Origin of the sequence: Paraburkholderia sp. BL27I4N3 (assembly GCF_003386115.1) — a bacterium.
In the GTDB taxonomy this organism is placed as follows: domain Bacteria; phylum Pseudomonadota; class Gammaproteobacteria; order Burkholderiales; family Burkholderiaceae; genus Paraburkholderia.
Genome location: NZ_QREJ01000001.1, coordinates 5,442,006 through 5,466,851, shown reverse-complemented (window position 1 = coordinate 5,466,851; position 24,846 = coordinate 5,442,006). Strand labels below are relative to the sequence as shown.

The 24,846-nt window shown below is 64.1% G+C and carries 22 protein-coding genes; 8 read left to right on the top strand and 14 right to left on the bottom strand.

Features of this window, described 5'->3' with window-relative positions:
- Positions 1-29 precede the first annotated feature (29 nt).
- Positions 30-896 carry a phytochelatin synthase family protein gene (locus B0G71_RS24890; RefSeq protein WP_116144988.1) on the top strand — a complete coding sequence of 289 codons (867 nt, stop codon included), beginning with the start codon at positions 30-32 and terminating at the stop codon, positions 894-896.
- 109 nt (positions 897-1,005) lie between these two features.
- Here B0G71_RS24890 and B0G71_RS24885 read toward each other — a convergent pair whose 3' ends face one another.
- The 5 genes from B0G71_RS24885 to B0G71_RS24865 all read right to left on the bottom strand — a co-directional run bounded on the left by B0G71_RS24885 (position 1,006) and on the right by B0G71_RS24865 (position 5,888).
- Complete coding sequence (locus tag B0G71_RS24885) at positions 1,006-1,668, bottom strand: glutathione S-transferase family protein (protein ID WP_116144986.1); 663 nt, start codon at positions 1,666-1,668, stop codon at positions 1,006-1,008.
- Between the two features lie 155 nt (positions 1,669-1,823).
- Complete coding sequence (locus B0G71_RS24880) at positions 1,824-2,213, bottom strand: VOC family protein (RefSeq protein ID WP_116144984.1); 390 nt, start codon at positions 2,211-2,213, stop codon at positions 1,824-1,826.
- Between the two features lie 82 nt (positions 2,214-2,295).
- Entirely contained in the window at positions 2,296-3,885 is a 1,590-nt protein-coding gene (gene glgA / locus B0G71_RS24875; protein WP_116144982.1) for a glycogen synthase GlgA, read from the bottom strand.
- 318 nt (positions 3,886-4,203) lie between these two features.
- Positions 4,204-5,676, bottom strand: coding sequence for a sodium:solute symporter (locus tag B0G71_RS24870; protein WP_116144980.1), 1,473 nt, complete (start codon positions 5,674-5,676; stop codon positions 4,204-4,206).
- Positions 5,673-5,888 (bottom strand): DUF3311 domain-containing protein, encoded by a 216-nt coding sequence (locus B0G71_RS24865; protein WP_116144978.1) that lies wholly within the window; start codon positions 5,886-5,888, stop codon positions 5,673-5,675. Before B0G71_RS24865 ends, B0G71_RS24870 begins: the two co-directional genes overlap by 4 nt.
- 374 nt (positions 5,889-6,262) lie before the next feature.
- Between B0G71_RS24865 and B0G71_RS24860 the strand changes: the two genes are divergently transcribed.
- Together B0G71_RS24860 and B0G71_RS24855 are read left to right on the top strand one after the other, a co-directional pair.
- Positions 6,263-6,940: a MarC family protein gene (locus B0G71_RS24860; RefSeq protein ID WP_106278405.1), complete on the top strand. Its 678-nt coding sequence runs from the start codon at positions 6,263-6,265 to the stop codon at positions 6,938-6,940.
- Positions 6,941-7,028: 88 nt separating this feature from the next.
- Entirely contained in the window at positions 7,029-7,862 is an 834-nt protein-coding gene (locus B0G71_RS24855; RefSeq protein ID WP_116144976.1) for a class II glutamine amidotransferase, read from the top strand.
- Between the two features lie 27 nt (positions 7,863-7,889).
- Here the strand turns inward: B0G71_RS24855 and B0G71_RS24850 are convergent, their stop codons facing one another.
- Together B0G71_RS24850 and B0G71_RS24845 are read right to left on the bottom strand one after the other, a co-directional pair.
- The gene (locus B0G71_RS24850; protein WP_116148863.1) at positions 7,890-9,635 is read right to left on the bottom strand and encodes a cobaltochelatase CobT-related protein; all 1,746 of its coding nucleotides are present in this window, start codon (positions 9,633-9,635) and stop codon (positions 7,890-7,892) included.
- A gap of 5 nt (positions 9,636-9,640) precedes the next feature.
- On the bottom strand, positions 9,641-10,870 hold the full coding sequence (locus B0G71_RS24845) for an AAA family ATPase (RefSeq protein WP_116144974.1): 1,230 nt from the start codon (positions 10,868-10,870) through the stop codon (positions 9,641-9,643).
- A 320-nt stretch (positions 10,871-11,190) separates the two neighbouring features.
- Here B0G71_RS24845 and B0G71_RS24840 point away from each other — a divergent pair, with 320 nt between their 5' ends.
- Positions 11,191-12,276: a porin gene (locus B0G71_RS24840; protein ID WP_116144971.1), complete on the top strand. Its 1,086-nt coding sequence runs from the start codon at positions 11,191-11,193 to the stop codon at positions 12,274-12,276.
- Positions 12,277-12,352: 76 nt separating this feature from the next.
- Here the strand turns inward: B0G71_RS24840 and B0G71_RS24835 are convergent, their stop codons facing one another.
- Both B0G71_RS24835 and B0G71_RS24830 read right to left on the bottom strand, forming a co-directional pair.
- Positions 12,353-14,722, bottom strand: coding sequence for an FdhF/YdeP family oxidoreductase (locus B0G71_RS24835; RefSeq protein ID WP_258875659.1), 2,370 nt, complete (start codon positions 14,720-14,722; stop codon positions 12,353-12,355).
- Between the two features lie 153 nt (positions 14,723-14,875).
- Complete coding sequence (locus B0G71_RS24830; RefSeq protein ID WP_116144969.1) at positions 14,876-15,067, bottom strand: hypothetical protein; 192 nt, start codon at positions 15,065-15,067, stop codon at positions 14,876-14,878.
- A gap of 192 nt (positions 15,068-15,259) precedes the next feature.
- On the opposite strand from B0G71_RS24830, the gene B0G71_RS24825 reads away from it, so the two are divergent.
- Positions 15,260-15,505, top strand: coding sequence for a DUF6723 family protein (locus tag B0G71_RS24825; RefSeq protein ID WP_116144967.1), 246 nt, complete (start codon positions 15,260-15,262; stop codon positions 15,503-15,505).
- Between the two features lie 64 nt (positions 15,506-15,569).
- Here B0G71_RS24825 and B0G71_RS24820 read toward each other — a convergent pair whose 3' ends face one another.
- Complete coding sequence (locus tag B0G71_RS24820) at positions 15,570-15,806, bottom strand: hypothetical protein (protein WP_106278101.1); 237 nt, start codon at positions 15,804-15,806, stop codon at positions 15,570-15,572.
- Positions 15,807-15,962: 156 nt separating this feature from the next.
- On the opposite strand from B0G71_RS24820, the gene B0G71_RS24815 reads away from it, so the two are divergent.
- The 3 genes from B0G71_RS24815 (at position 15,963) to tkt (ending at position 19,326) form a co-directional block, all read left to right on the top strand.
- On the top strand, positions 15,963-16,223 hold the full coding sequence (locus B0G71_RS24815) for a hypothetical protein (RefSeq protein WP_116144965.1): 261 nt from the start codon (positions 15,963-15,965) through the stop codon (positions 16,221-16,223).
- A gap of 213 nt (positions 16,224-16,436) precedes the next feature.
- Positions 16,437-16,982, top strand: coding sequence for a cupin domain-containing protein (locus B0G71_RS24810; protein WP_116148859.1), 546 nt, complete (start codon positions 16,437-16,439; stop codon positions 16,980-16,982).
- A gap of 259 nt (positions 16,983-17,241) precedes the next feature.
- The gene (gene tkt / locus B0G71_RS24805) at positions 17,242-19,326 is read left to right on the top strand and encodes a transketolase (protein ID WP_116144963.1); all 2,085 of its coding nucleotides are present in this window, start codon (positions 17,242-17,244) and stop codon (positions 19,324-19,326) included.
- Positions 19,327-19,411: 85 nt separating this feature from the next.
- On the opposite strand, the gene zapE is transcribed toward tkt, so the two are convergent.
- From zapE to B0G71_RS24785, 4 genes are all read right to left on the bottom strand, one after another.
- On the bottom strand, positions 19,412-20,515 hold the full coding sequence (gene zapE, locus B0G71_RS24800; RefSeq protein ID WP_116144961.1) for a cell division protein ZapE: 1,104 nt from the start codon (positions 20,513-20,515) through the stop codon (positions 19,412-19,414).
- A gap of 138 nt (positions 20,516-20,653) precedes the next feature.
- Positions 20,654-22,984, bottom strand: a complete 2,331-nt coding sequence (locus tag B0G71_RS24795; RefSeq protein ID WP_116144959.1) for a PAS domain S-box protein — start codon at positions 22,982-22,984, stop codon at positions 20,654-20,656.
- A 4-nt stretch (positions 22,985-22,988) separates the two neighbouring features.
- Positions 22,989-23,792 carry an alpha/beta fold hydrolase gene (locus B0G71_RS24790; protein ID WP_116144957.1) on the bottom strand — a complete coding sequence of 268 codons (804 nt, stop codon included), beginning with the start codon at positions 23,790-23,792 and terminating at the stop codon, positions 22,989-22,991.
- A 136-nt stretch (positions 23,793-23,928) separates the two neighbouring features.
- On the bottom strand, positions 23,929-24,831 hold the full coding sequence (locus B0G71_RS24785) for a YihY/virulence factor BrkB family protein (protein ID WP_116148857.1): 903 nt from the start codon (positions 24,829-24,831) through the stop codon (positions 23,929-23,931).
- Positions 24,832-24,846: the final 15 nt, after the last annotated feature.

Sequence of the window (24,846 nt, the reverse complement as noted above, 5' to 3'; positions counted from 1 at the left end):
ATCCGGGTTCATCCACAGCGGAAAAATCCATGTTCAAATATTCGTTGATGCGCGCCATCGGGCGCTTGAGCCGGCCTGAATGGATCGTCACCGTTATGGCCGCGGCGCTAACCGCGTGTGCGCCGGTGCCGCCGGCCAGCAGTCAGGCCGCCGTTCCGCCGGCCGTCATTCAGTCTGCCGGTCAGTCCGCTGTTCAGCCCGCTATTCGCCCCAATAGCGAGGCCTCCGCGCGTCCGGCCGACGGCCCGCTGCCAGTGCCGCCGAACCTCGTCGCGTTGGCGCAGCCGGCCGGCCAGAAGCGGCTAACGAGTTCCAACTCCAACCAGTCGTACTGGCCCCTCTCGCAGTATTTCGAAACCCAGCGCAACCAGGCCTATTGCTCCGTCGCGACCTCGGTCATGGCGCTCAACGCATTGGGCATCCGCCGGCCCCAGTCGACGCAGTACCCCGACTTCCCGTTCTTCTCGCAGGACGATTTCTTCCACGGCATCGATCCGCAGGTGGCCAACGCCGCCAAGGTTTCGCAGGAGGGCATGACGCTCGATCAGCTCAGCACGGCTTTGAATTCCTTCCCGGTCGAGGTCAGGAAATATCACGCAGCGGACCTGTCGCTCGGCCAGTTCCGCGATCTGGTGCGCGCGACCACGGGCCACAGCGACCGCTTCGTGCTGTTGAATTTCAGGCGCGTGGAAATCGGCGAGGCGGGCGGCGGACATTGGTCGCCGCTCGCTGCGTACGATTCGGCTAGCGACAGCGCGTTGCTGCTCGACGTGGCGCGCTACAAATATCCGGCTGTCTGGGTGCCGATCGCGCAGTTGTACGCGGGCGCGTTGGCGGTGGATAGCGTGAGCGGACTTTCACGCGGCATTGTGATCATCGGCAAGCGGCCGACTTGACGCCGGGCTGCGGAGACGGTCACGACAGTCGACTGCGCGACACGAAAGACGGCTCGCGCGAGTGAGGCCATAGCAAACCGGCCCCCGCGCAATCTCGATCAAGCGCGCGTCACTGTTCCTCGTTACGCCATTCGGTCAGGCCTTCGCGCGCGTTCAATTCGATGAACGAAGGCCGCGCGCGCAGCTGTCGGATATAACGTGCGAGATTCGGCCAACCGAGCGCGGGCCGCGGCATATTGCGAGTCCAGCGCATCAGCATGACGGCCATGAAGTCGGCGGTGCTGAGCTTGTCGCCGATCAGATAGTCATGGCTTGCGCCGAGATGGGCATCGAGCTTGTCCCACGCCGCGTCGAGACGACGGCAGGCCAGCGCGCGAACCGCTTCGGCGCCGGCAGGGTCGCCGTCGGAGTCCGCATAGAACCAGTCGCGCATGGCGGGCAGAATCGTGTTGGCGAGATAGACCATCATTTCGAGCCATGCGGCGCGATTGACGGAACCCGGCTCCGGGGCGAGCGCCGCCTCGGGATGCCGCTCGGCCAGCAGCATCAGCAACGCGGCCGACTCGTGGCGCGGCGTGCCGTCGACGACCAGCGTGGGCACGCGTCCCGCGGGATTGAGCCGTAGATACGCCGGGTCGTGCTGCCGGCCGGCGTCGATGTCGATCAGTTGCGATTCGAACGAGAGGCCGAGTTCGATCAGCATCCAGTGCACAGCCATGCTCGCCGCGCCGGGTGAATAGTAAAGCAAGTAAGGGGTGGCGTCGCTGTGCATAGTGGCTTGAGGTCCGGTTTCGATCCGGCGGACAGTCTACCCCCGTTCCCGGCGGATGCCCATGCGCAAGCGCCCAGGGAACGGGTCTCGCGGTGCAAGCTTCCGCACGCAGCAGCTTGCCCAGCGGTGGCATTAGCTTGTCGCGCAGCTTCTGTTTATACCCACGCCGCTTGCTGCAAAACGATCCGATACCCGTCCGGATCTTCGAACGTTTTGCCTTGACGGTCCCAGTAGGGGTTCTCCGATGCGCACGCCGATACGCCGAGCGCTTCGAGCCGGTCGACGGCCGCGCTCCATGCATCGTGTTCGGGGAGATAGAGCACGAGAAGGTGCTCGGTGGTCGGCGCGCGTTCGACGGTCACGCCATGCTGATGGGTGAACTCGATATGCCAGTGGCAGTCGCGCCGTCCGACGATGACGCCATCGAAGCCTTCATGATTCTCGAAGCTCGCGAGAACTTCGAAGCTCAAGCCCCGCGTATAGAAATCAGCAACCTTACGCAGATTGTTGGTAGCACGAGCGACTCGGAGAACGGGCGGCTGCATCGGCAACTCCACGAAACACGGATAGGCCGCCAAGCATACCGTGCCGCGCGCGCCGGAGCGCGCCCGAGTGCGTCAAAACCGTTCAGGCGCTACGCGCCATCTCGCCGATGCCCGCGTTGAACTCTTCCCTGCGTGCACCCGTGGCGGCCGCCGTATGGGCTCGAACCGGGCTCTTGCGAACTTGCGTATCGCGCAGCGCCGGACGTGCGTCGACCAGATCTGCGTACAACGCGAGATAGTTCGCGCTCGACGCGTCCCAGCCGGACTCGCGGCTCATCGCATTGCGCTGCAACACGTGCCACGACGACGGCTGCACGAACGCGGCCAGCGCGCGGCCGAGCGCATGCATCACGTCGTCCGGGGTTTCGCCGTCGAACAGGAAACCCGTCGCCTTATGTTCGCCGCGAGGATCGTGCGGTGCATAGTCGACGATCGTATCGGCCAGACCACCGACGCGCGAGGCTACCGGGATCGTGCCGTAGCGCATCGCATAGAGTTGCGTGAGTCCGCACGGTTCGAAGCGGCTGCCGTGAAGCAGAATGTCCGCGCCCGCGTGCAGCATGTGCGCACGCCGCTCGTCATAGCCGATCTGCACGCCCACGCGTCCCGGCCACGCCGCCGCGACGTCCTGCAACGCCTGTTCGAGACCGTGCTCGCCCTGCCCGAGAATCGCGAACTGCAGCCGGGGATGCCGTTCGAGCAGCGCCGGCAGCGCATGCACGACGACATCGGCGAGCTTCTGTTCGGTCAGACGGCTGCCGATCGCGACCAGCGGCGCGAACGGATCGCGCGTCAAACCGAAGGCCTGTTGCAGTTCGCGCTTGCAGGCCTGCTTGCCGGCGGTGTCGTCGACGGAGTAGGGGCGTGCGATCTGTTTGTCTGTCGCCGGATTCCACACGCTCGTGTCGATACCGTTGACGATGCCCGACAGCTTGCCGGCCTGGGCTTGCAACACGCCTTCCATGCCGTGTCCGAAGCGCGGCGTCAGGATCTCGCGGGCATAGCGTCGGCTGACCGTCGTGACGCGATCCGCATGGACGATGCCCGCCTTCATCATGCTCAGCGAGCCGTAGAACTCGATGCTGCGTTCGTCGGACAGCGCGGGCGCCAGCAATTCAGGCGGCACGCCGATCCAGCCGCCCATGGCGAGCGGATGATTGCCCTGGAACGCCAGGTTGTGAATCGTAAAGACGCTTTTCGCGGCGACGCCCGCGAGCCGCAGGTACAGCGGCGTGAGTCCTGCATGCCAATCGTGCGCGTGCACGATGTGGGGGCGCTTCACGTTGCGCACGCCGCGCGCGACGCGCGCGGCCGCTGCCGCGAGCGAGGCGAAGCGCGTGAGGTTGTCCAGATAGTCGCGCCCTTGCGGATCGCGATAGAGGCCTTCGCGCGCGAACAGGTGATCCATTTGCAGAAGCAGCACCGGCACGCCGGTATCGGGCATCTGGCCGCGCAGCAGTCGCGCGTCGCCGCCGGGCAGGCCGGTCATGCGCGCGACAGGCTCGACGTCGACCGCGCGTTCCAGCGCGGCCGGATAAGCGGGCATCAGGATCGAGACATCGACGCCGGCATCGCGCAGCGCGGCGGCATAGGCGCTGACCATGTCGCCGAGGCCGCCGGACTTGGCGAGCGGCAGGGCTTCGGAAGCGACGAGAAGAACGTTAAGCGGCAAAGTGGCCCCCAAGGACGGGTTTTTTGCACTTGCACAGTGCGGTGGGATTCGCGGACGCGTCTATTCAGCAAGGGGTGTGCCTGAGGTCCGCGGTTTTGCAGGGGCGGCGAGGTGGGTTTGTGTTGCAGTGCGGATGGGCGAGTCTTTGGCTTGAAAGGCCTATTTATCTGGCTTGACGCTCAGCCGCTTGTAGCGCGGTTTTTTCATTCGTGTGCAGGTTTGACACTCGGCCCAGAAGCCGGAGCGGCGTCTGAAAATAAAAAGGGCTGTCGCCGCAACGACAGCCCTTCATTCACCGCGCAAACCGCAAAGTCTGAATCAATGCACCGGTGCGTGCGTCTGCTCGACCGGCCGCGGCTGCGTCATCGCGCTCACCACCGCGAACACGATGATATTCACCGCCAACGCCAGGAAGCCGATATTGATGTCCTTCAAGGCATCGGGCAGGAACGGCATCAACTGGCCGATGCTCAGGTGCATCGTGCTCGTCACGGCCACCACGGCCACACCGGCCAGAATCCCGCAAAACGCGCCTTGTTTGGTCGCGCGGTTATGCGGACGCAAGCTGCAGATCACCGCCGGAAAGAGCTGGGTCACGAAGCTGTAGCCCATCAGCAGCAGCGCGACGATGGTTTCGCCGCCTTGCAGCGTGAAGCCGACCGCCACCAGCGCCACCACCGGCACGAGGAAGCGCGCAAGCTTCGCCACCGTGGCGTCCGAGGCGTTGCGGCTCACCATGCCGCGATACACGTCGTTGGCGAGCAGCGTCGACGCGGAGGTGAGGATCATCGAGCCGGGCACGAGCGCGGTCAGAATCCCGGCCGCGCCGATCACGCCGACAAACCATGGGTCGAAGGTCTGCAACGACAGGCGGAACAGCGAGAGGTCGATGTCGCCGCCCTTCAGACCCGGCACCTTCAGCGTCGCCGCGAAGCCGACGAAGAACACGAACAGCAGAATCAGCTGATACAGCGGCAGCACCATCGCATTGCGACGGAAAATGCGTTCGTCTTTCGCGGTGAAAATCGAGCCGAACGTATGCGGCCACATGAAGAAGCCCAGCGCCGTCAGCAGCACGGTCGACTGGAACCATGTCACGCTCGAGCCCTTGGCCGGGAAGGTCAGGAAGCCGGGGCGCGCGGCGTCGATGGCGCGGAACATGTCGCCGAAGCCGCCGTAATAGTGCAGCGGCAGATAGATGCCGAGGAACAGCACGATCGCGAGAATCAGCATGTCCTTCACCACCGAATTCCACGCGGAGCCGCGCACGCCGGAGACGATCACATAGGCCGTCACGACACAGGCGCCGATCCACACGGCCGCCGTCGACGAAATCGCGCCGTACGAGGCCGTCGCCACGATAATGCCCAGCCCCTTCAATTGCAGCACGAGGTAGGGAATCAGCGCGGCCACGCCGACCAGCGCGACCAGCGTGCCGAGCGCCGGGCTGTCGTATTTGCGCGTGAAGAAGTGCGGCTGCGAGACGAGGCGGTGATTCTTCGCGTAGCGCCAGATGGGCGGCAGCATCCAGTACGAGAGGATGTACGCGAGCGTGCCGTACGCCAGAATGTAATAGACCGGCGCGCCCTTGCCATAAGCAAAGCCGCTGCCGCCAAGAAAGGTGAAGGTCGTATAGATTTCACCGGCCATCAGCAGGAACACGAAGGCGGTGCCGAAGCTGCGGCCGCCCACGGTCCATTGCTCGAGGCTCATGTCGTGGCCGCGCCTGGCGCGCACCCCGAGGTAAAGCGCAAACAGCGTGATGGCCGCAATGATGACGAGTGCACTCATGAACTGACCTCCTCGCCATCGGCGGCGAGCTGACGGTTGGACGGATCCAGACGGTAGACGATCGCCATGATGATCGAACTGAGCACCACCCACATGACGATCCAGGCCAGCACGAACGGCATGCCGAGCATCAGCGGCTCGACACGATTCACAAACGGAACACCGAGCAGAATGCCGATGAACGGCAGCGCGGCGAGTACACGAAGCAACATGGGGGCAACTCCTCGAACCGGTAAGTACGTCTCGTTGAAAGTGCGGCTTCGCTGGGGACTGTATGCCGGATGCTTCGGTCCCGTAAAGCTGGTCAAAAAAGTGTAGGCTTTCTGAAAGTTGCGGACGCATCTTTATGGGGACGGTTGCTGCGCTGCAAGGCGGCGTGCATAGCGTGGAGCGCTGCGGCACGCCGCCGTCGGCGCCTGGCTTTTTACCGCTTTGGCTGGCGCGGCGCGATATCATCTCGCCACGCAACGCAAGCAACAGTCGGGCAACATCCGGAGCGCCGGAGAGAGTCCGGCTTCATCAACATGGCGCGGCGCGGCGGGTGCGCAATGCAGCCGCCCGAGCCGTCGCTCGACACGGAACGCATATGGTCGAAAGTCTGATCTCGGACATTCTGTTTGGCTTTACCGGGTTGATCAGCATCATCAACCCGATCGGCATTGCATTCGTCTTCCTGGACCGGACTGCTTCGTTGACCACGGAGGAGCGCACCGCGCTCGCCCGCAAGATCGCCATCAACGTGATGTGCGTGCTGCTGGTGGCGTTTTTCATCGGTACGCCGATCCTGCATTTTTTCGGCATCTCCATGCAGGCGCTGCGCATTGGCGGTGGGCTCGCCGTCGCCGTGGGCGGCTGGCAGATGCTCAATGCGCCCGACACGCAGCCGGCCGAAAAGCCGGCGGTCAAGCGGGTGGACGCGGACAACGCGATGTCGAAAGCGTTTTTCCCGTTCACCATTCCGTTGACCACCGGACCGGGTTCGATTGCGACCGCCGTTGCGCTGACCGCGAACCGCACGCACAAGCTCTCGGAGTTCGTGATTTCGAGCATCGCGTCGGTGGTGATCTCGCTGACAGTGGCCGTCACCGTGTATCTGGTTTATAGCCGCGCGGTGGTGTTCGCCAAATACCTCGGCGTGGAAGGCACCAAGGTCGCCATGCGTGTATCTTCCTTTTTGCTGTTGTGCATCGGCGTGCAGATCATGTTGACCGGCTTCTCCGAATTCCTGATTCCGATCGCGACGATGCAGCCTGTAGCGAAGTAGACGCGCACCCGGCGGCACGCTGTGCCGGGGGCGCTTATGCGTACCCGACAGCCATTTTCTTGCACGGGACCCGACAGGAGAGAACCTCATGTGCCGCTGGCTCGCTTATACCGGCAACCCGATTCAGCTCGAAACGGTGTTGTTCAACGCAAAACATTCCCTGATCGACCAGAGCCTGCATTCGCGGCTCGGCCACACCACGACCAACGGCGACGGCTTCGGCATCGGCTGGTACGGCCATCCGACCGATATCCCGTATCGCTACCGCTGCATCCAGCCGGCGTGGAGCGACCGCAATCTGCGCGAAGCCGCGCGGGCGATCCGCGCGCCGCTGTTCGTTGCGCATATCCGCGCGGCGACGGATACGCCTTCGCAGGAAACCAACTGCCATCCGTTCCGTTATGGGCGCTGGCTTTTCGCGCACAACGGGCTGATCCGCAACTATCCGTCCGTGCGCCGCGACCTGATGCTGGCGATCGACCCGGATCTGTTTCCGTCCATTGAAGGCTCGACCGATTCCGAGGTGATGTTTTTTCTCGCGCTGAGCTTCGGTCTGGAACTGGCGCCCGTCACCGCGCTGGAGCGGATGGTGGCCTTCGTCGAGGAAACCGGTCGCAAGCACGGCGTGGAAGAGCCGTTGAACATGACGGTGTGCGCGACCGACGGCGAGCAGATCGTCGCCGTGCGTTATTCGAGCGAGGGGCAGTCGCGTTCGCTGTTTCACAGCACGTCGTTTCAGCATCTGCACGCGCTGTATCCCGACGATCCACGTATCGTGGCCGCCGGCGAGCATGCGTTTCTGGTGCTGTCCGAGCCGCTCGCCGACCTTCCCGGTTGGTGGCAAGAGATTCCCGAGAGCACGGCGGTGGTGGCGCGCGGCGGTGTGATCGATCGATATCCGTTCAAGCCGCAGGCGGTGTGACTTGCGTGGACCGCGCGAGCGGCGGCGTCAACGCGTGAGCAGCATCGAACTCAACACCGAGAACACGGTCGAGGGCAGGTCGGCGAGGCGGCTGACCACCACGTTGTGCGGATAGAAGTCCTCGACCGCGTCCGTTAGCACGCCGATTCCCACCAGTTCGATGCCGCGCTTGCCGATGGCCGCGACGCGCTCGCGCAGATCGCTGCGCAATACCTGCGGATCGCCGTCGCCGGTGGAGGGATAACCGTCGGAGAACATCATCAGAATGCGCCGTTCGGCCTGACGGTCGGCAAGGCGCGTCGCGGCCCAGGCGAGCGCCTCGCCGTCCGGATTCTCGTGGCCGCAGTCGATCGCGGCGATCCCGCTCAGGTCCGTTGCGCCGAAGCGTTTATAGACTTTGAGATCGAGCCGTTCGACGAAGCGGTTGTAGCGCCGCAGATCCGCGCCGCCGGCGAGTTGACGCTCGTAGAGCTGTTTCATGGGCGCGGATTCGACCGAGCAATAGCCGAGCACTTCGCAATCGAACGACAGTTGCGTGAGCGCATCGCACAACGCTGCCGCGCACTGGCGCGCGAGTTCGATCTTGCGGCCGGCCATCGAGCCGCTGCGGTCGATCAGCAGCGTCACGGCGACATCGCGTCCTTTGGCGGGCCGCTGCGTGCGAAACGGCGTGCGGTAACCGGGCGAGGTCGCGAGCCTGGCGAGCGCCGTGCGATCGATCTCGCCGCGCTCCTGCTCACGCCGCCAGCGCGTGCGTTCGTCGGCGCTCAGCGCGCGTTCGAGCTTTTCCTTCAGCGGCGCGGTCTCCGCGCGAGCCTGCGCGCGCAATTCGCGCCAGGCGGCGCTGTCGCCCTGGCCCGTGAGATCGCGGATTTCGTCGAATTCGGTGGCGAGCGGAATCGACAGCGTGGCCCGCGATACGTTCGAGGTTGCGTTTCCGGCTCCGCCATCTGAACGCGCGGACGGCTGTTGCGCATCCGTTAGCGACTGCCCCATACCGACCGCGTTGTCCGTCTGCGCACCACCGCTTCGGTCGGACGGCGGCGAATTTGCGCTGTCCTGACCGGGCAACGCGGCGTCGTCACCATCGAGCGGCGCGGACGACGAAGCCGCTGTTTCCGTATCGATGTCCTCGACTGGATCCGCGGTGAACATCATGCTGTTCGCCTCACCCGCCGACAGCGCGCGCACGCGCGCCGCCAGCGCCTGCGCCGCCGCGATGCTTTGCGCGGTCGAACGGCTCGCGCGCGCTTCGTGCAGCAGATCCTCCGCGGCATGCAAGGCAGCGAGCAGCGCATGGCTCGCTTCGATCGGGGCGGGTGGTTCGTTCCACATCGCGCGCTCGACCAGCCAGACCAGCCGGTCGCGCCAGTGCAGCTTCGGCCAGCGCTGCCGTACGCGCTCGGCCGCATGCAGGCGCAACTTGCCGATGAACCAGCGCGCGCCCGGATATTCGTCGAGCAACTGCGCGCAGACGCGACGGTCGTCGATTACTTGCGCGAGATTCGCCGCGACGCCCGCGGGCAGCGCGTCGAGTTGCGCGAGCGACGCATGTTTGGCGCGCGCCACCAGCAGATCCAGATAGCCGATCAGCACGTCGCGCTCGACCTCGCCATGCAACTCGTAGTCGGGAATCACAATGCGGCCCGGCTCCACGCGCGGGCCGTCCGGACTGAACACGACCGTCACGCCGTATTGCCCGGTTAGTACACGGGCGACCTTGCCGAGCGTGGATTCGAATGCGAAGCCGCGGGTGTCGCGAGTTGCATGCATCGCGCTCACGCTTCCGGCGCCGGCGCGATGTGATGACGAATGATGCCGCGAATCAACGCGGCGTCTTCCGGGCTCACCTTCGCGTAGAGGGCCGGCCCGGCAGCGCGTTCGGGATCGCCCGTGCGCAGCATCAGGTCGGCCCAGTCGAGCAGGCGCCGGGTGGAGAACGCGCTCGAGAGATCCTCGCGAGCGAACGCCGCGCGGCAGTCGGCGGCAATCGCGGCGAGCGTGGTGGCGAGCGCGCGCGTCATATGCGGGGCGAGGGTGGCGATCAGGACGTCTGCTTCTTCGGCGGGCGTCAGATAGTCGAGCAGATACACGCGCCAGCGATCCAGAAACGCCTCGTTCATCAGATTGGCGCCCTGATACAGATGGCGGAACTGACTCATCGCGCCGACCGCATTCGCCGTGGCGAACAGGCGGAAGGCCGGATGCGGCGCGACGATCTCATTGCCTTTTTCCTTCAGCACAAGGCGGCCGTGCGGTTCGAGCACGGCGGTGAGGGCGGCGAGAATCGACGGTTCGGCAAAATCGATTTCGTCGACGATCAGCCAGAGCCCCTCGCGCATGGCCGTGGGCAGCACGCCGTCGACCCACAGCGTCTCGCCGCCCTTGACGGTCCAGAAGCCGACGAAGTCGCCGACGGTGGTTTGTCCGTTCATGTTCGAGCGCAGCACGCCGTGGCGCGAACGCGCCGCGACCTGTTCGATCAGGCTGGTCTTGCCGGCGCCGGTGTGGCCGATCAGCATGACGCGCCGGTTCTCGACGATGTCCTCGACAATGTCGTTGAAGCGCTCGGAGAACAGATAGGCCGGATTGATGCGCGGCACGAGCGGATTGCCGACGCCGCACGGCACCTCCACATGACCGATGCGCACGGTCTCGCCGGTGCCTTCCCGGTGCCGATGTCTGGCCGCCGAAGCCCGCGCCGCGACGCGCTGCAATTCCGGCATGAAGGCGACCCGGCCGGCTGCGGACTGCTTGCTCGCGGCGTTGTCCGTATCCATCGCGAAGCCTTCGCGGCGCCATTTCTTCAGCTTCGCGCGCAGATTTTCCGCGTCCACGACGAGATCGATATCGACCGCGCCAGGGGCTCCGTCACGGTCGACGCCATGTTCGAGCCGATAGTTTTCCGGCCGGTCGGCCACGCTGACGCGCCACCATTCCGCGCCGTTCTCCGTGGCGCGCTGGTAAAGGCCAAGGTTTTCGTCTTCGGTCAGTTCGGTTGCATTCATGGCAGAGGTTGAATAGTCCATAACGAATCATGCATTGCAATTTGGCTGAGGCCGAATCACCGACTATCTTATCTTGAGCGTATTTTGATCTTCCCGATCCATTTGCAAGCGAGGTTTGTCGAGCGCATGCCGGGCAAATATTTATTGCGTCAAACGAATAGGCCATGAAGCGCCTGTCGCCTATAGTTCGTCGGACCCGGCGCTATGGTTTTACAAACATCTTTCTCGCCGATCTTGTTGAAAAGCATCCGCAGTCCGCATTGGCCCGCAGCGTGGACACAAAAATTGACGGCACAACAATGAGACTACATACAAAATTAATGGCGGCCCTCGCCGTGGCAAGTCCGCTGGCATACGGTCAAACCAGCGTGAGCTTATATGGCCGCCTCGACGCCGGCCTGGAATATCTGAATCACATCAACAATGGCGCGGGCGGCAGTTCGAGCCGCTGGAGCGCCGAAGGCGGCGACTGGGGCACCAGCATGCTGGGCCTCAAAGGCAACGAAGATCTGGGCGGCGGCCTCAGTGCGGTCTTCAACCTCGAAACCGGCTTGCAGGTCATGAACGGCACGACGAGCGGCGGGCGGCTCTGGTCGCGGCGCGCCTTTGCCGGTTTGAAAAGCGAGCAGTGGGGCACGTTGCAGGCCGGCCGCAATCTGTTTATCGACAGCGACGGTGTCTGGGAATTCGATCCGTTCGTGCAGCAGGCGTTTTCATCGGCCTCGCTCGTGCGTGGGCGCAACTGGCAGCAAACCAGCAACAACGTCGAGTATCACAGCCCGGTATTCTGGGGCTTCGATGTGCAGGCGCAATATGCGTTCGGCAATCAGGCGGGCGCGTTCAACAGCGGCGCGGCCGGCGAATTCGGCCGCTCGGACGGCATCATGCTGACCTATCACTCGCCGCTCTTCGACGTGCGCGGCATTTACGACGAACTGCGCGACAACAATGGCCGCTTCAGCAACATTTTCCAGGCATCGCGCGAATATTTTGCCGGCGTCAACGTGCATTTCGACGCGGTGAAGATCCAGGGCGCCTACACGCATTACTCCGCGCCCGATTCGCCGGTCGGTGTCGCCGACTCGGCCGATCACTACTGGCTCGGCGCCACTTACAACTTTCTGCCGCGCTGGGCCATGACGGCGGGCGGCTTCTACGTGAAGGTCGGCGACGGTTCGGGCGATGCCGCGCACGACCCCTCTGGACACGCGATGATGTACGTGCTCGGCACCACCTACAATCTGTCGAAGCGCACCTTCCTGTACGGCACCGTGGGCTACGTGCGCAATGGCAGCAACTCGAATTTCTCGCTCGAAGCATCGCCGCGCGACGCGAGCAACAATACGAGTCCGCTGGTGGGCGAATCGCAAACCGGTGCGTACGTGGGTATGCTGCATCAGTTCTGACGCGGTGTAGAGAACGGGTAGTTCGGCATGGCAGAAAGGGCGCCCCGGTTCATGCCGGCGCGCCCTTTGTACTTTCTTACGCCACCCGATCCTCGCTCACCGCCGACTTGCGCAGCCGCACCGGAATCGACTTCGACGCCGGCACCTGACTCGATTCCGCGTGATGCGAGAGCGGAATCAGGCGATTGCATTCCGGGTAATAGCCCATGATGCAGCCTCGCGGAATGTCGAACGCGTGGACATGCATGCCGTCGACTTCGCGCGTCACGTCGTCGTTCGAGACGGTGGAGATGCACACCGCGTCGCCCTCCGCGAAACCGCGCTGCGCCATGTCGTCCTGATGCATGAGCAGCACGTTGCGGCTACCGTGCACGCCGCGGAAGCGGTCGTCGAGGCCGTAGACGGTGGTGTTGAACTGGCTGTCGCCGCGGGCCGTCATCAGGCGCAGCACGTCCGGGCCTCGCGCCGGCATATCCGCGTCTTCGTCGAGCGTTTCGGGCACGATGAAATTCGCCTTGCCACTCTCCGTTTTCCATTTGCGCTCGCAGGCCGCGAGCGGCCGGTGAAAGCCGCCGGGTTGCTTGAAGCGCGCGTTGAAGTCCTTGAACTGATCCGGATAGGTGCGCTCGATTGCGTCGCGCACCAGCGAATAGTCGCCGACCCAAGCGTCCCAATCGATCTTCGGGTTGCGCGGCAAGAGCGCCTTGGCAAGACCCGCGACGATGGCGGGCTCCGACAGCAGCATGTCGCCGGCCGGCTCGGCGAGCCCGTGCGAGCCATGCACACAGGCCGTGCTGTCCTCCACACTGACCCATTGCTCGCCGCTCGCCTGCCGGTCGACCTCGATGCGCCCGAGGCATGGCAGCAGATAGGCGACCTCGCCGTGCAGCAGATGGCTGCGATTGAGTTTGGTGGCGATCTGCACCGTGAGCCGCAGACGCTGCCACGCGGGGTCCATCACATGGTGGTCGGGAATCGCCACCTGAAAATTGCCGCCCAGGCCGATGAACGCTTTGACCTTGCCGTCGAGCACGCCGCGGCAGGCATCGACCGTGGTCATGCCTTTGTCGCGCGGCGGCTCGAAGCCGTAGAGCTCCTTCAGCTTGTCGAGCGGCGCGAGTTCCGGCTTTTCCGTGATGCCGACCGTGCGCTGTCCCTGCACGTTCGAGTGACCGCGAATCGGGCAGATGCCCGCGCCCGGGCGGCCGATATTGCCGCGCAGAAGCAGCAGGTTCGACAGCATCTGCACGTTGTGCACGCCGCTGCGGTGCTGGGTGATGCCCATGCCGTACAGCACCATCGCGGCATTCGCTTTCGCGTAGACGCGTGCCGCGTCTTCGAGCGCGGCGCGGCTGAGGTGCGAGTGGTGTTCGATCTCCTCCCATGAAGTCGCGCGCATGGCCTGGGCGAAGGTTTCGAAGCCATGCGTATGTTCCGCGATGAAAGCGGCGTCGAGCACGCGTGGCTCACCGTTGCGTTGCGCGTCGTCGTCCCATTCGATCAGCAGCTTGCAGAGTCCCGCAATCGCTGCCGCGTCGCCGCCAATCTTTACCTGATGATATTGCGTGCTGATCCGCGTGTCGGCCGGAGTGAGCATGTCGAGCGGCGACTGCGGATTCGCAAAGGTGACGAGCCCGCGTTCCTTGAGCGGATTGAAGGTGATGATTTCGACGCCGCGTTTGCGCGCATCCTGCAACTGATGCAGCATGCGCGGCGCGTTGGTGCCGGTGTTGTGGCCGAAGAACAGCATGCAGTCGGTATGCTCGAAATCTTCGAGTTGCACGGTCCCGACCGGCACGCCGATCGACTTCGGCAAGCCGACCGAAGTGCTTTCGTGACACATGTTCGAACTGTCCGGCAGGTTGTTGGTGCCGTAGAGGCGCGCCAATAGTGCGTACATATAGGACGTTTCGAGCGACGCCCGGCCCGACGCATAGAACACCGCTTCATTCGGATCCATTGCTTGCAGTTCGCTCGCGATTTCGGTGAATGCATGTTGCCAGGTGGTCTGCACGTAGCGGTCGGTGTCGGGATCCCAGCGCATCGGCGTGGTCAGCCGCCCGCGCGATTCGAGTTCGAGGCCGCTCCACGAGCGCAATTCACTCAGCGTATGGCTGGCGAAGAAATCCGCGTCGACGCGTTTACTGGTGATTTCCCACGCGGTCGCTTTCGCGCCGTTCTCACAGAATTCGAAAAGATGCGGGTCCGCGGGTTTGGCCCACGAACAGCTCACGCAGGCGAAGCCGTCAGGCTTGTTCTGCTGCGCAAGGATGCGGCTGCCGTTCAACGTCACGTGTTCCTGCACGAGGATCGACGCGACCGCTTTGACCGAGCCCCAGCCGCCGGCGGCGTGGCGATATGGCTTGATGGGCGCGCTATCGGGTGCGGTGGATGCGCGTTGCGCTGGACTCTCGGACGTGGGTTCGACAGTAGGGTCGGTGCTCATGCTCACTCCTCAACGGTTGGCGGTGCCTGCGCACCGGTTTAGCCGAAGCCCCGCAATTACCGGACCGCTGGATTAATTTGCGCTTACAACCGTCCCGCCGGACCTTCGGTGTGCGCAAGCGCGTGAGACAGGCACGCGAAGGCACGCGACGCTCTATGGCGGCGGCCTGCCCGGTGGATCACCGTCGGGCGCACGATCCGGGTCGTTCGGCGGCACATCGTCGGGCGGCGGCGATGGATCGGGATCGCTGGTCGGGGGCGGCGCGTCGGGGTCGATTTCCGGCGGCATCGGCGTATGCAGATGCAGATCCGGCATGCAACTCGTGTTTGTCGTCTTCGTCGTCATGGTGGGTTCCGTGGTGGGCATGCATGCGAAACGCAACCGGCATGCCACCGGCTCGAACCGCCGCCGACGCGGGCGCGCCGCGTGGAACGGCTATTGCTCGACCACGGCAGGCGCGTATCCAGCAGCGGCGGTATGCGCCGCGATATCACACCGAACATGACGCACAGATGTGCAGGGATAAGGGAAAGAAAAATGGCGCGACATAAGGCCGACGTTGCTGACGACGAGTTCGAGATTTACGCCAGCTATCACGGAACAGGCGACGGCCGTTACGTAGGTGGACTGAAGGTTGTCAGAAGAGCGGACAGAAAAATTCTGTTTCCATTCGATGGCGCGCCTGAACTCGGGCCCTACGCGACCGCCGACGAGGCGCGCCGCGCCGCGATCGACTATGGGCGCGAGATCGTGGCCGCCGATCGCGCGAGCCCTGAAAAGTGAGGGAGCAAGGAGGCAGGTGGAGGAGGGCGGCGCACGCGCGCCGCTTGCCGGAAAGACGGAATCCTTATGGCATGCCGCCGAGCGACGGTGAAATCGTGCTGCCGCGGCCCGGATCGTTGGGGTGCTCGTCGGGCAGGGTGGGCTTCGCGGAGACGGGTGGATAGGTGCGGTAGCAACTGTCGATCGAGGAATCGGCGAGGCAGCGCTGGAATGCGTCCGCGTCGCTCTTCTGCGCGAATGTGTACAAAGTGCGTTCGACCTGCACTTCGGTATCGGACACGCGAATCGTCGTCATCGTCATGAAGTTCTCCTTTTTACAAAATGTCGGTTCACACCTTCGCCTCGTTTTTCGCAACGGCCGTGCCCGGCCATACTCCGGCGTAGTGCGGGAGCGTTGACCGAGAGGGACCGGATGTTGCTTCAACGAAGATATATCCCACGTCACGAGGAGAGCGACATGCAGGGCACCAAATCGCAGGACGAACTGGACGCATTGGTTACTGATGAGGTGAAACAGCGCAACAAGCCAAGCGGCACGCACTATATCGAACCCAGTCCGCTTGGCATCGAGCCAGTCGAGCAGACCGGCGTCGACAAGGCGACCAATCCGCCACGCTCGAACGAGCGCCCGGCACACACCGCCGAAGTGCCGCTCGGCACCGGCACGCATGCGGAGCCGCCCGGAGGCGGCGGACGTGAATCGCAGCGCAAGGAATGACGCAGCAATGTAACCAGGCGAGCGATACTTCATATGTTTGCGAAATTCGTCCACCGTCACAGTAGCGCGTACAAACACGCCCGAAAAGAAGCGGACGCGAAGGCAGGTGCGCTTTATGCGGCGCTGAAACGAACGCCCGAGCCGGCCAGCGCAGCGTCTTCCACGTCGGCTCCAACGGCGCACCGCGATCCGCAGGACGCTAAGGAGGAAACCATGTTCAATGATTCAAAGCATGGATTCGACGCCGCCAAAACCGAATACGAAGCCTTCATGCTCAAACCGCACGACTGGGTGCCGAATAACCGCAACCTGCCGGTCGTGATTTACCGGCGCGCTCTCATGCCGGATAGCGGCGACCTCGCGGCCGCCTTCGAGATCCTCTTCGAGCGCAACGCATGGCCGCCGCAGTGGCGCGACGGGATCTTCGACTACCACCATTTCCACGCCACAGCGCACGAAGTACTCGGTGTGACGGACGGCTCCGCGCAGGTGATCATCGGCGGTCCGGGCGGCAGGGTGGTGTCGCTATCCGCCGGCGACGCGATCCTGCTGCCGGCCGGCACTGGCCATTGTCTGCAATCGTTCGCGCGGCACTTCCGGGTCGTCGCCGGCTATCCGGAGGACCAGCAGTGGGACATCCGCCGCGAGGCGCTCACGCCGGACGAACTAGCGGCCATGGAGGCGTTGCCTTTTCCGCCATTGGATCCGATCGACGGCAAGGAGGGACCCCTGGTCGAGTATTGGCTGCGCGCGGCTTGATCTCGGCGCACGCCGGTTTTTTCTTCGTGTCAGCGCCGCTCCGGACGGGTTCCAGTGGCAAGCCGCTGAAATAACCGCTTCCCGCAGCAAGCCCGCCCGATGCCCCGTGTAACGCTCCGTGCAGATTTGCGCGCATCGGCGCATCATCGTTGAGCCTCGCAGCGGTTCCTCATGCGTTCTTCCACGTAACACGGCTCGCCGGGTGCGCCGACACAGCGCGTTCCGGCTTTCTCTTCAACCGCCGAACAAGGAGTGTCCCATGCAAAACGATCCCGCCCTCGATCAGCTGTGCATCAACACGATCCGCACGCTGTCGATGGACGCTGTGCAAAAGGCCAATTCCGGTCACCCCGGCACGCCGATGGCACTGGCACCCGTGGCCTATCATCTGTGGCAAAACCATCTTGTTTACGATCCGGACGAGCCGTTGTGGCCGAACCGCGATCGCTTCGTGCTCTCGGCAGGGCATGCGTCGATGCTGCTGTATTCGCTGCTGCATCTGGCCAACGTGAAAGCGGTGGACGACGAGGGCAAGCCGACCGGCAGGCCCTCCGTCTCGCTGGACGACATCGAGCATTTCCGCCAGATCGACAGCAACACGCCGGGACACCCCGAGTACCGCATGACCACCGGCGTCGAAACCACCACCGGCCCGCTCGGCCAGGGACTCGGCAACAGCGTCGGCATGGCGATGGCTGGGCGTTGGTGCGAGAGCCACTTCAACAAGCCGGATGCGCCCCTCTTCGACCATCGCGTCTACGCGCTATGCGGCGACGGCGACATGATGGAAGGCATCTCGCACGAAGCGGCATCGCTCGCCGGGCATCTGAAACTGTCCAATCTGATCTGGATCTACGACAGCAACCGCGTGACGATCGAAGGCCACACGGACCTCGCGTACAGCGACGACGTCGAAAGCCGGTTCCGCGGCTACAACTGGCACACGTTGCGCGTGAACGACGCCAACGACGCCGCCGCGCTCGAGGCCGCTTTTGTCGAGGCGAAAAGCATCACCGACAGGCCGACGCTGATTGTCGTGCATAGCATCATCGGCTGGGGCTCGCCGCACAAGCAGGACAGTTCCTCGGCGCATGGCGAGGCGCTCGGCGTCGAAGAAGTCGCGCTCACCAAGAAGGCGTATGGCTGGCCGGAGGACAAGTTCTTCTATGTGCCTGATGGCGTGCACGAGCGCTTCGCGGCCGGCATCGGCGCGCGCGGCAAGGCGGCGCGCGAGGCATGGCAGGTCCAGTACGACGCATACAGCAAGAAGTACCCGGAACTCGCGCGTGAATTCGCGCAGATGGAAGCGCACGAATTGCCTGCGGGCTGGGACAGCGACATCCCCAAGTTCGACGCCGACCCGAAAGGCGTCGCGTCACGCGATTCGTCGGGCAAGGTGCTCAACGCGATTGCCGCGCGCGTGCCGTGGATGATCGGCGGCTCGGCGGATCTCTCGCCGTCAACCAAAACCAACCTGAAATTCGAGGGCGCCGGCAGCTTCGAGCACGATAACTACGGCGGCTGCAATCTGCACTTCGGCATTCGCGAACACGCGATGGGCGCGGCGGTAAACGGCCTCGCGCTGTCGAATCTGCGGCCGTTCGGCTCCACGTTCCTGATTTTCAGCGACTACATGAAGCCACCGATCCGCCTCTCGGCGATCATGGAAGTGCCGTCGATCTTCGTGTTCACGCACGATTCGATCGGCGTGGGCGAAGACGGTCCGACCCATCAGCCGATCGAGCAACTGGCCTCATTGCGCGGCGTGCCGGGTCTCACCGTGCTGCGTCCGGGCGATGCCAACGAAGTCGCCGAGGCCTGGCGCGTGGCACTGTCGGATCCGCGCCGGCCGTCGTGCATCGTCGTGTCGCGCCAGGCATTGCCCACGCTGGATCGCAGCCGCTATGCCGCCGCCAGCGGAACGCAGAAGGGCGCGTATGTGCTCGCCGACGCACCCGATGGACAAAAGCCGCAAGTGATCCTGATGGCGACGGGCAGCGAGCTCTCGATCTGCGTCGACGTGTACGAGAAGCTCAAGGGCGAGGGGATCGCGGCGCGCGTGGTGTCGATGCCGTCGTGGGACATCTTCGAGCGCCAGGACGAGGCGTATCAGGAGTCGGTGCTGCCCTCGGACGTCGACGCGCGTGTCGCCGTCGAACAGGCTGCCTCGCTCGGCTGGGACCGCTATGTGGGTCGGCTCGGCGCGCAGGTAGTGATGCATACGTTCGGCGCATCCGCGCCGCTCGCGGATCTGAAGAAGAAGTTCGGCTTCACGCCGGAGCGTGTGCATGAAGCGGCGAAGCAGCAGATCGAGCGGGTGAAGGCGAAGCGCAGCCAGGAGTGAGGGCGCGAAAGGTGCGCAGTGAAAAAGCCGGCGGTTTGATGAAAACCGCCGGTTTTTTATGGAAACGCGCCCAGGGTGCTCCGGCTTACGCGGAATCGTCCAACGCATCGACCGGCATGTCCGCTGAAACCTCGCGCGTTCCATCGAGCGTGTTGCGATAAGCGCGCGATTGCATGTCGGCGAGCCGGCTCAGTGTGCGCGACAGATCGTGCGCGCCTTGCAGGCCGCTGAGCGCCGTCTCGATTGGTTCATCGGACGCGATAAACAGCGCACGCTTGCGGTCGTAGAGAATATCGACCAGCCAGATCAGCCGTTGCAGCGTGTGAGATGTGCTCAACCACTCGTTGCGCACATTGTCGAGGATCAGACCGTGCCATTGCTCGGCGAGGTCCAGGTAGTCGAGATGCGAGCGGCTCGCCACGCACAGATTCTCGAAGTCCGCCCACAGTAAAGCCGCGCCCGCCGCGCGTGCGACAAGCGGTCGGCCCGCCGCGCTCACCGTGACGGGATCGAGCGTTTCGCTGCCTTCATAGCGCACGAAAATCCGCAGCAATGCCTCGCGGCTGGCGGCATCGAGCGGCGCGAAGAAATGCGGCACCTGCGCCTGTTCACCGCCGAAGCGGTAGTCGCGCGCGCCGTCGAAATGAATCACGGTAAAGCAGCGTTTGATCTGCTCGATGGTCGGCAGAAAACGCTCGTGAAACTCCGGGTCGGGCAGCAGACCTTCCGGCGCATAGTTCGAGGTGAGCACGATGCGGGTGCCGAGCCCGATCGCCGTATCGAGAAAGCGGCCCATCAGGAATGCATCGGCGATATCGTGTACGTGAAATTCGTCGAAGCACAGCAGCTCGATACCGTCGAGCCATTGGCGCGAGACCGAGCCGAGGCGGTCGTCACCGCTCGGTTCGCGGACGAGCCGCCGGTTCATCTCGCGCAAAAATTCGTGGAAGTGCAGACGCCGCTTGCGGCAGGTCGCCAACTCGAACACAGTATCGACCACCAGACTCTTGCCGCGCCCAGGCAACCCATGGCAATACACGCCCTGATGCGGCGGTGTCGCGGCGGAACGCGTGCTCCGGCCGTTCGCGCCGAGCAATGTAACGAGCGCGGCGATCGCTTCGCGCTGGTTCGCGTCGGGCACGATGCCGCGAGCGGCGAGGGTGCGTGTGACCTGAGCGTCGTCAAGCATGGGCGGCTGTGCCAGTGCGGGGCGAAACGGTTTCGCAAGAGGCAGCGGCGAAAGCGGCAACGGTGTCGAATGGCATAAAGAGAGGCGAGCGGAAATCGCGTCAGTTTAACAAGGCGCGTTGATCACGCAACCACGCACTCACGCACTCTGCCGGCTCAATACCCGCTGCAACTCGCCGGGGTCGACCGGCTTGGTGAAGTGATGGTCGAATCCCGCGGCGAGAGCAGTCTGCTTGTCCTGCTGCTGGCCCCAGCCGGTGACGGCGATCAGCACAATGCCCGCGTGCTGGTGATCCTGGCGAATCCGCCGCGCCACTTCATAGCCGTTCAGTTGCGGTAACCCGATGTCGAGAATCACCGCCTGCGGCGCGAACGCGCCGATCAGTTCGAGACCCGCGATACCGTCGCCGGCCGTGCGCACTTCGTGGCCTTCCAGTTCGAGCACCATCGCGAGGCTTTCGGCGGCGTCCGCGTTGTCGTCGACGATCACGACGCGCAGGCCGCCCGCATGCGGTGCTTCGGGCGGCGCGCTGTCGGACGGCAGCGCCGCGGTTGCCGTCACTGGCAGCCGGATCACGAATTCGCTGCCTTTGCCGGGACCGTCGCTAAAGGCCGCGACCGTGCCGCCGTGCAGTTCCGCGAGGCCGCGCACCAGCGCGAGGCCGATGCCGAGTCCGCCTTGCGAGCGGTCCAACGCCGGCGAGAGTTGCGAGAACATTTCGAACACGTTGTCCAGATGCTCGGCTGGAATGCCGATGCCGGAATCGCGCACGACGATCACGGCTTCGTCGCCTTCGCGTTCCGCCGTGAGCGAGATGGTCCCGCCGGGCGGCGTGTACTTGGCGGCGTTGTTCAGCAGATTCAGGATCATCTGCGACAGTCGTGTGGGATCAGCGACCAGATAGAGCGGCTCGCGTGGCAGCGTCACGCTCAGATGATGCGACGAGGCCTGCACGGTCGGCCGCACCGCTTCCATGGCCGATTGCATCGCGCGTGCCAGTTCGAGACGCTGCTTGCGCAACTCGAGCTTGCCCTGAGTGATGCGCGAGACTTCCAGCAGATCGTCGACCAGATGCGTCATGTGCTGGAGTTGCCGGTCGAACACGTCGCGCGACCAGTTCAATTGCGGATCGGCGAACTCTTTCAGGCGCAGAATTTCAAGCACGTTGCGCATCGGCGCGAGCGGATTACGCAGTTCGTGTGCGAGCGTGGCGAGAAATTCGTCCTTACGGCGATCGGCATTCGAGAGTTCGCGGTTCAGCCGCGTGAGTTGCTGCTCCGCGTGCCGGCGCCCGGTGATGTCGCGATTGATGCTGACTGCGCCGTAGATATCGCCCCGCGCGTTGGCGAGCGGCTTGATGACGGTTTCGCACACGCCGCGCGAACCGTCGCGCCGCACGAACGGCAATTCGCCGCGCCATGTGCCTTCGGCGGCCAGTGCCGCGAGCGCTTCGCGGCGAATGCTCAGCGCCTGGGCCGGCGGCAGCAGGAGCGCGACCGGCTTGCCGAGAATCTCGCGCATGCGATAACCCAGCATGCGTTCGCCGCCCACGTTGAAGTCCGTGATATTGCCGCGCAGATCGGTGATCACGATCGCGTCGCTCAGGTGTTCGAAGATTGCCGCCTGGCGGAGCAGGACCGTCTGCGCTTCCTTGCGTTCGGTAATGTCGATGCCGAGGCCGTAGATTGTCAGCGGCTCGCCCTGGCGGTCGTAAGTGGCGCGCCCGCGGCCTTCCATCCAGCACCAGTCGCCGCTTGCGTGCAGAAAACGGAATTCGGCGACATAGTCGTCACCGGTTTCCACCGCGTGGTCCACTGCCTCGTTCAGCGCGATCAGATCGCCCGGATGAATCAGTTCGAAAAAGCCGCCGGGCATGTTGGCAAAGCGGCCTTCGGCATAGCCCGCGAGCGCTTCGAGTTCGCGGCTCCACCAGAGCTTGCCCGACTTCGGCTCGTGCGACCACGCGCCCATGCGCGCGCCGCGCATGGCGAGGCTCAGCACATCGCGGCTCTCCTGCAACTCGCGCTGCGCGAGCTGATGCGCGGCCACGGACGCCTCGGCATTGCGCCGCGCGAGCAGCAACTCCTGCTCGTACTTGTGACGGTCCGCGACGATCAGCACCGCCACTTCGAGGTAAGTCACCTCGCCATGACGGCGGCGCACCGCGTTGAGCAGCATCGGCACCGTGTGGCCGTCGCGATGCAGCATGTTCAGTTTGACCTCGGCCACCGAACCCTGCATTTGCAGAAGCGGCGCCCAATGCGTCTGATAGAACACCTTGCCGCCGGCGCTCAGCAGATCCTGGATTTGCCTCGCCCCCGCGAGCTCCGCGCTGTCATAGCCGAGCCAGCCGCAGAAGGTCGCGTTCACGCGCACAATACGGCCATTGGCATCGGTGACAAGCAGGCCGCAGGCGGCGTGCTCGAACAACGCGTCGGCCGAGGGCAGCGGGCGGTCCGTGCTGTGCATCGTGCTACAGGCTCATCGGCGCGAGGAAGGAATTCATCGCGGCCGCGCTCGCGCTCGGCGCGCTGAGGTGCGGACAATGGCCGACGTTCTCGATGAGATGCAGCGTGCTGCCGGGAATCGTGCGGTGCAGGTACTCGCCGACCACGCACGGCGCGATGATGTCGTCGCTACTTTGCAGAATCAGCGTGGGCGTGGTGGCGCGCGAGAGTATTGCGCGCTGGTCGGAGAGAAACGTGACGCGCGCGAATTGCCGGGCGATCTCGGGATCGGTGCGGCAGAAACTGTTGGTCAGTTCGACACTGAGTTCCGGCTGCTCCGGCGCGCCCATGATGGCCGGCGCCATTGCGCTCGACCAGCCGAGGTAATTGCTTTCGAGCGTACGCAGCAGATCTTCGATGTCTTCGCGCGAGAAGCCGCCGACGTAGTCGCCGTCGTTCACGTAACAGGGCGACGGGCCCACCATGATCAGCGCGGAGAAGAGTTGCGGCGCCTTGAGGCTCGCGATCAGGCCGATCATCGCGCTGACCGAGTGGCCGACGAACACCACCGGGCCGTCGGCAACTTCACGGATGATCTCGATCAGGTCGCTGGCGTAGCCGTACAGCGAGTCGTACTTGTCGATGTCGTAGGCGCTCAGATCCGACGAGCCGCTGCCGACATGATCGAACACCACGGTCCGGTATTCGTCCTGAAACGACGGTGCGAGGTAGCGCCACATGCTCTGATCGCAACCGAAACCGTGCGCCAGCACCATGGTTCGCTTGCCGTTGCCGGAAATCTGTATGTTGTTGCGCTGGGTGACGCTCATGGTGGGATCCTGAAGCCTGCCGGCTGGAAGAGGCGGTTATGCCAGGCGTGCGCCTCGGCCGGTATCCAGCGGAATGTTACCGCAGTCTTGCCCCACGGCCTCGTTGCCTGGCCGCAGCACGCCTCGCGGCGAGCACTCACCCGGTCTTGATGTCGGGCTGCGGCGCCTGAAGCGGCTCGATCCCGAAGCGTTCGTATTGCGAAATCACCTGCGCCCCGAGCAGCAGCAAGGTCGCGAGCCATTCAAGGCTGAACAGGATGACGATGGCCATGGTCAGCGATCCGTAGACCACGCTCACCTGCGAGAGGGTGGCGAAGTACCAGACCAGCACGTGCCGCGTAATCTCCCACAGCACGGCGGCAACCACGCCGCCGAACAGCGCATGCTTGAGCGAAGGGCGACCGACCGGCATCACCATATAGATCGAGGTCAGCACGAAGACCTCGCCCGCGAGGCCGAGCAGATACAGCACGACGCGCGAGAGGCCCTGCAACGAGACATGCAGGCCGAACAGATCGATGCCTTCGGCGCCGATCGCTTCAAGTCCGCTCGACACGAAGGTGACGATCAGGATGCCGACGCCGAGACACAGAATGTAGCAATACGGCAGCATTGCCGAGAGCAGGAAGTGGCGCCGCCGGACCACCACGCGGTGGACGAAAATCAGCGACATCGCGTTCTCGAGCACGGTGAAGGCCAGCGAACTGAAGAAGATCATCGTCAGCAGCAAGACCCAGCCGATCACCGCGCGATGCGACAGAAAATTGGCCAGCTCGCGAACCAAGGCGTTCGACTGGCCCGGCACCAGCCATTGCAACAGATGCGCGAGCGCCGCGAGCAACACATGCTGGGGCACGAAGCGCGACAGGGCGATCACGATCAGGATCATGAGCGGTACGATCGACAACAACGCGTAATACGCGACCGCGCCCGCGAGCAGCAAGCCCTGGTTGGCGCGAAATGCCTTCAGCGTTTGCAGCACGAATGCGCCGGGATGTTTCGCCACATATAGCGCGTGGTCATCGATGATGGTTTGCATGGAACCTCGCAGCGC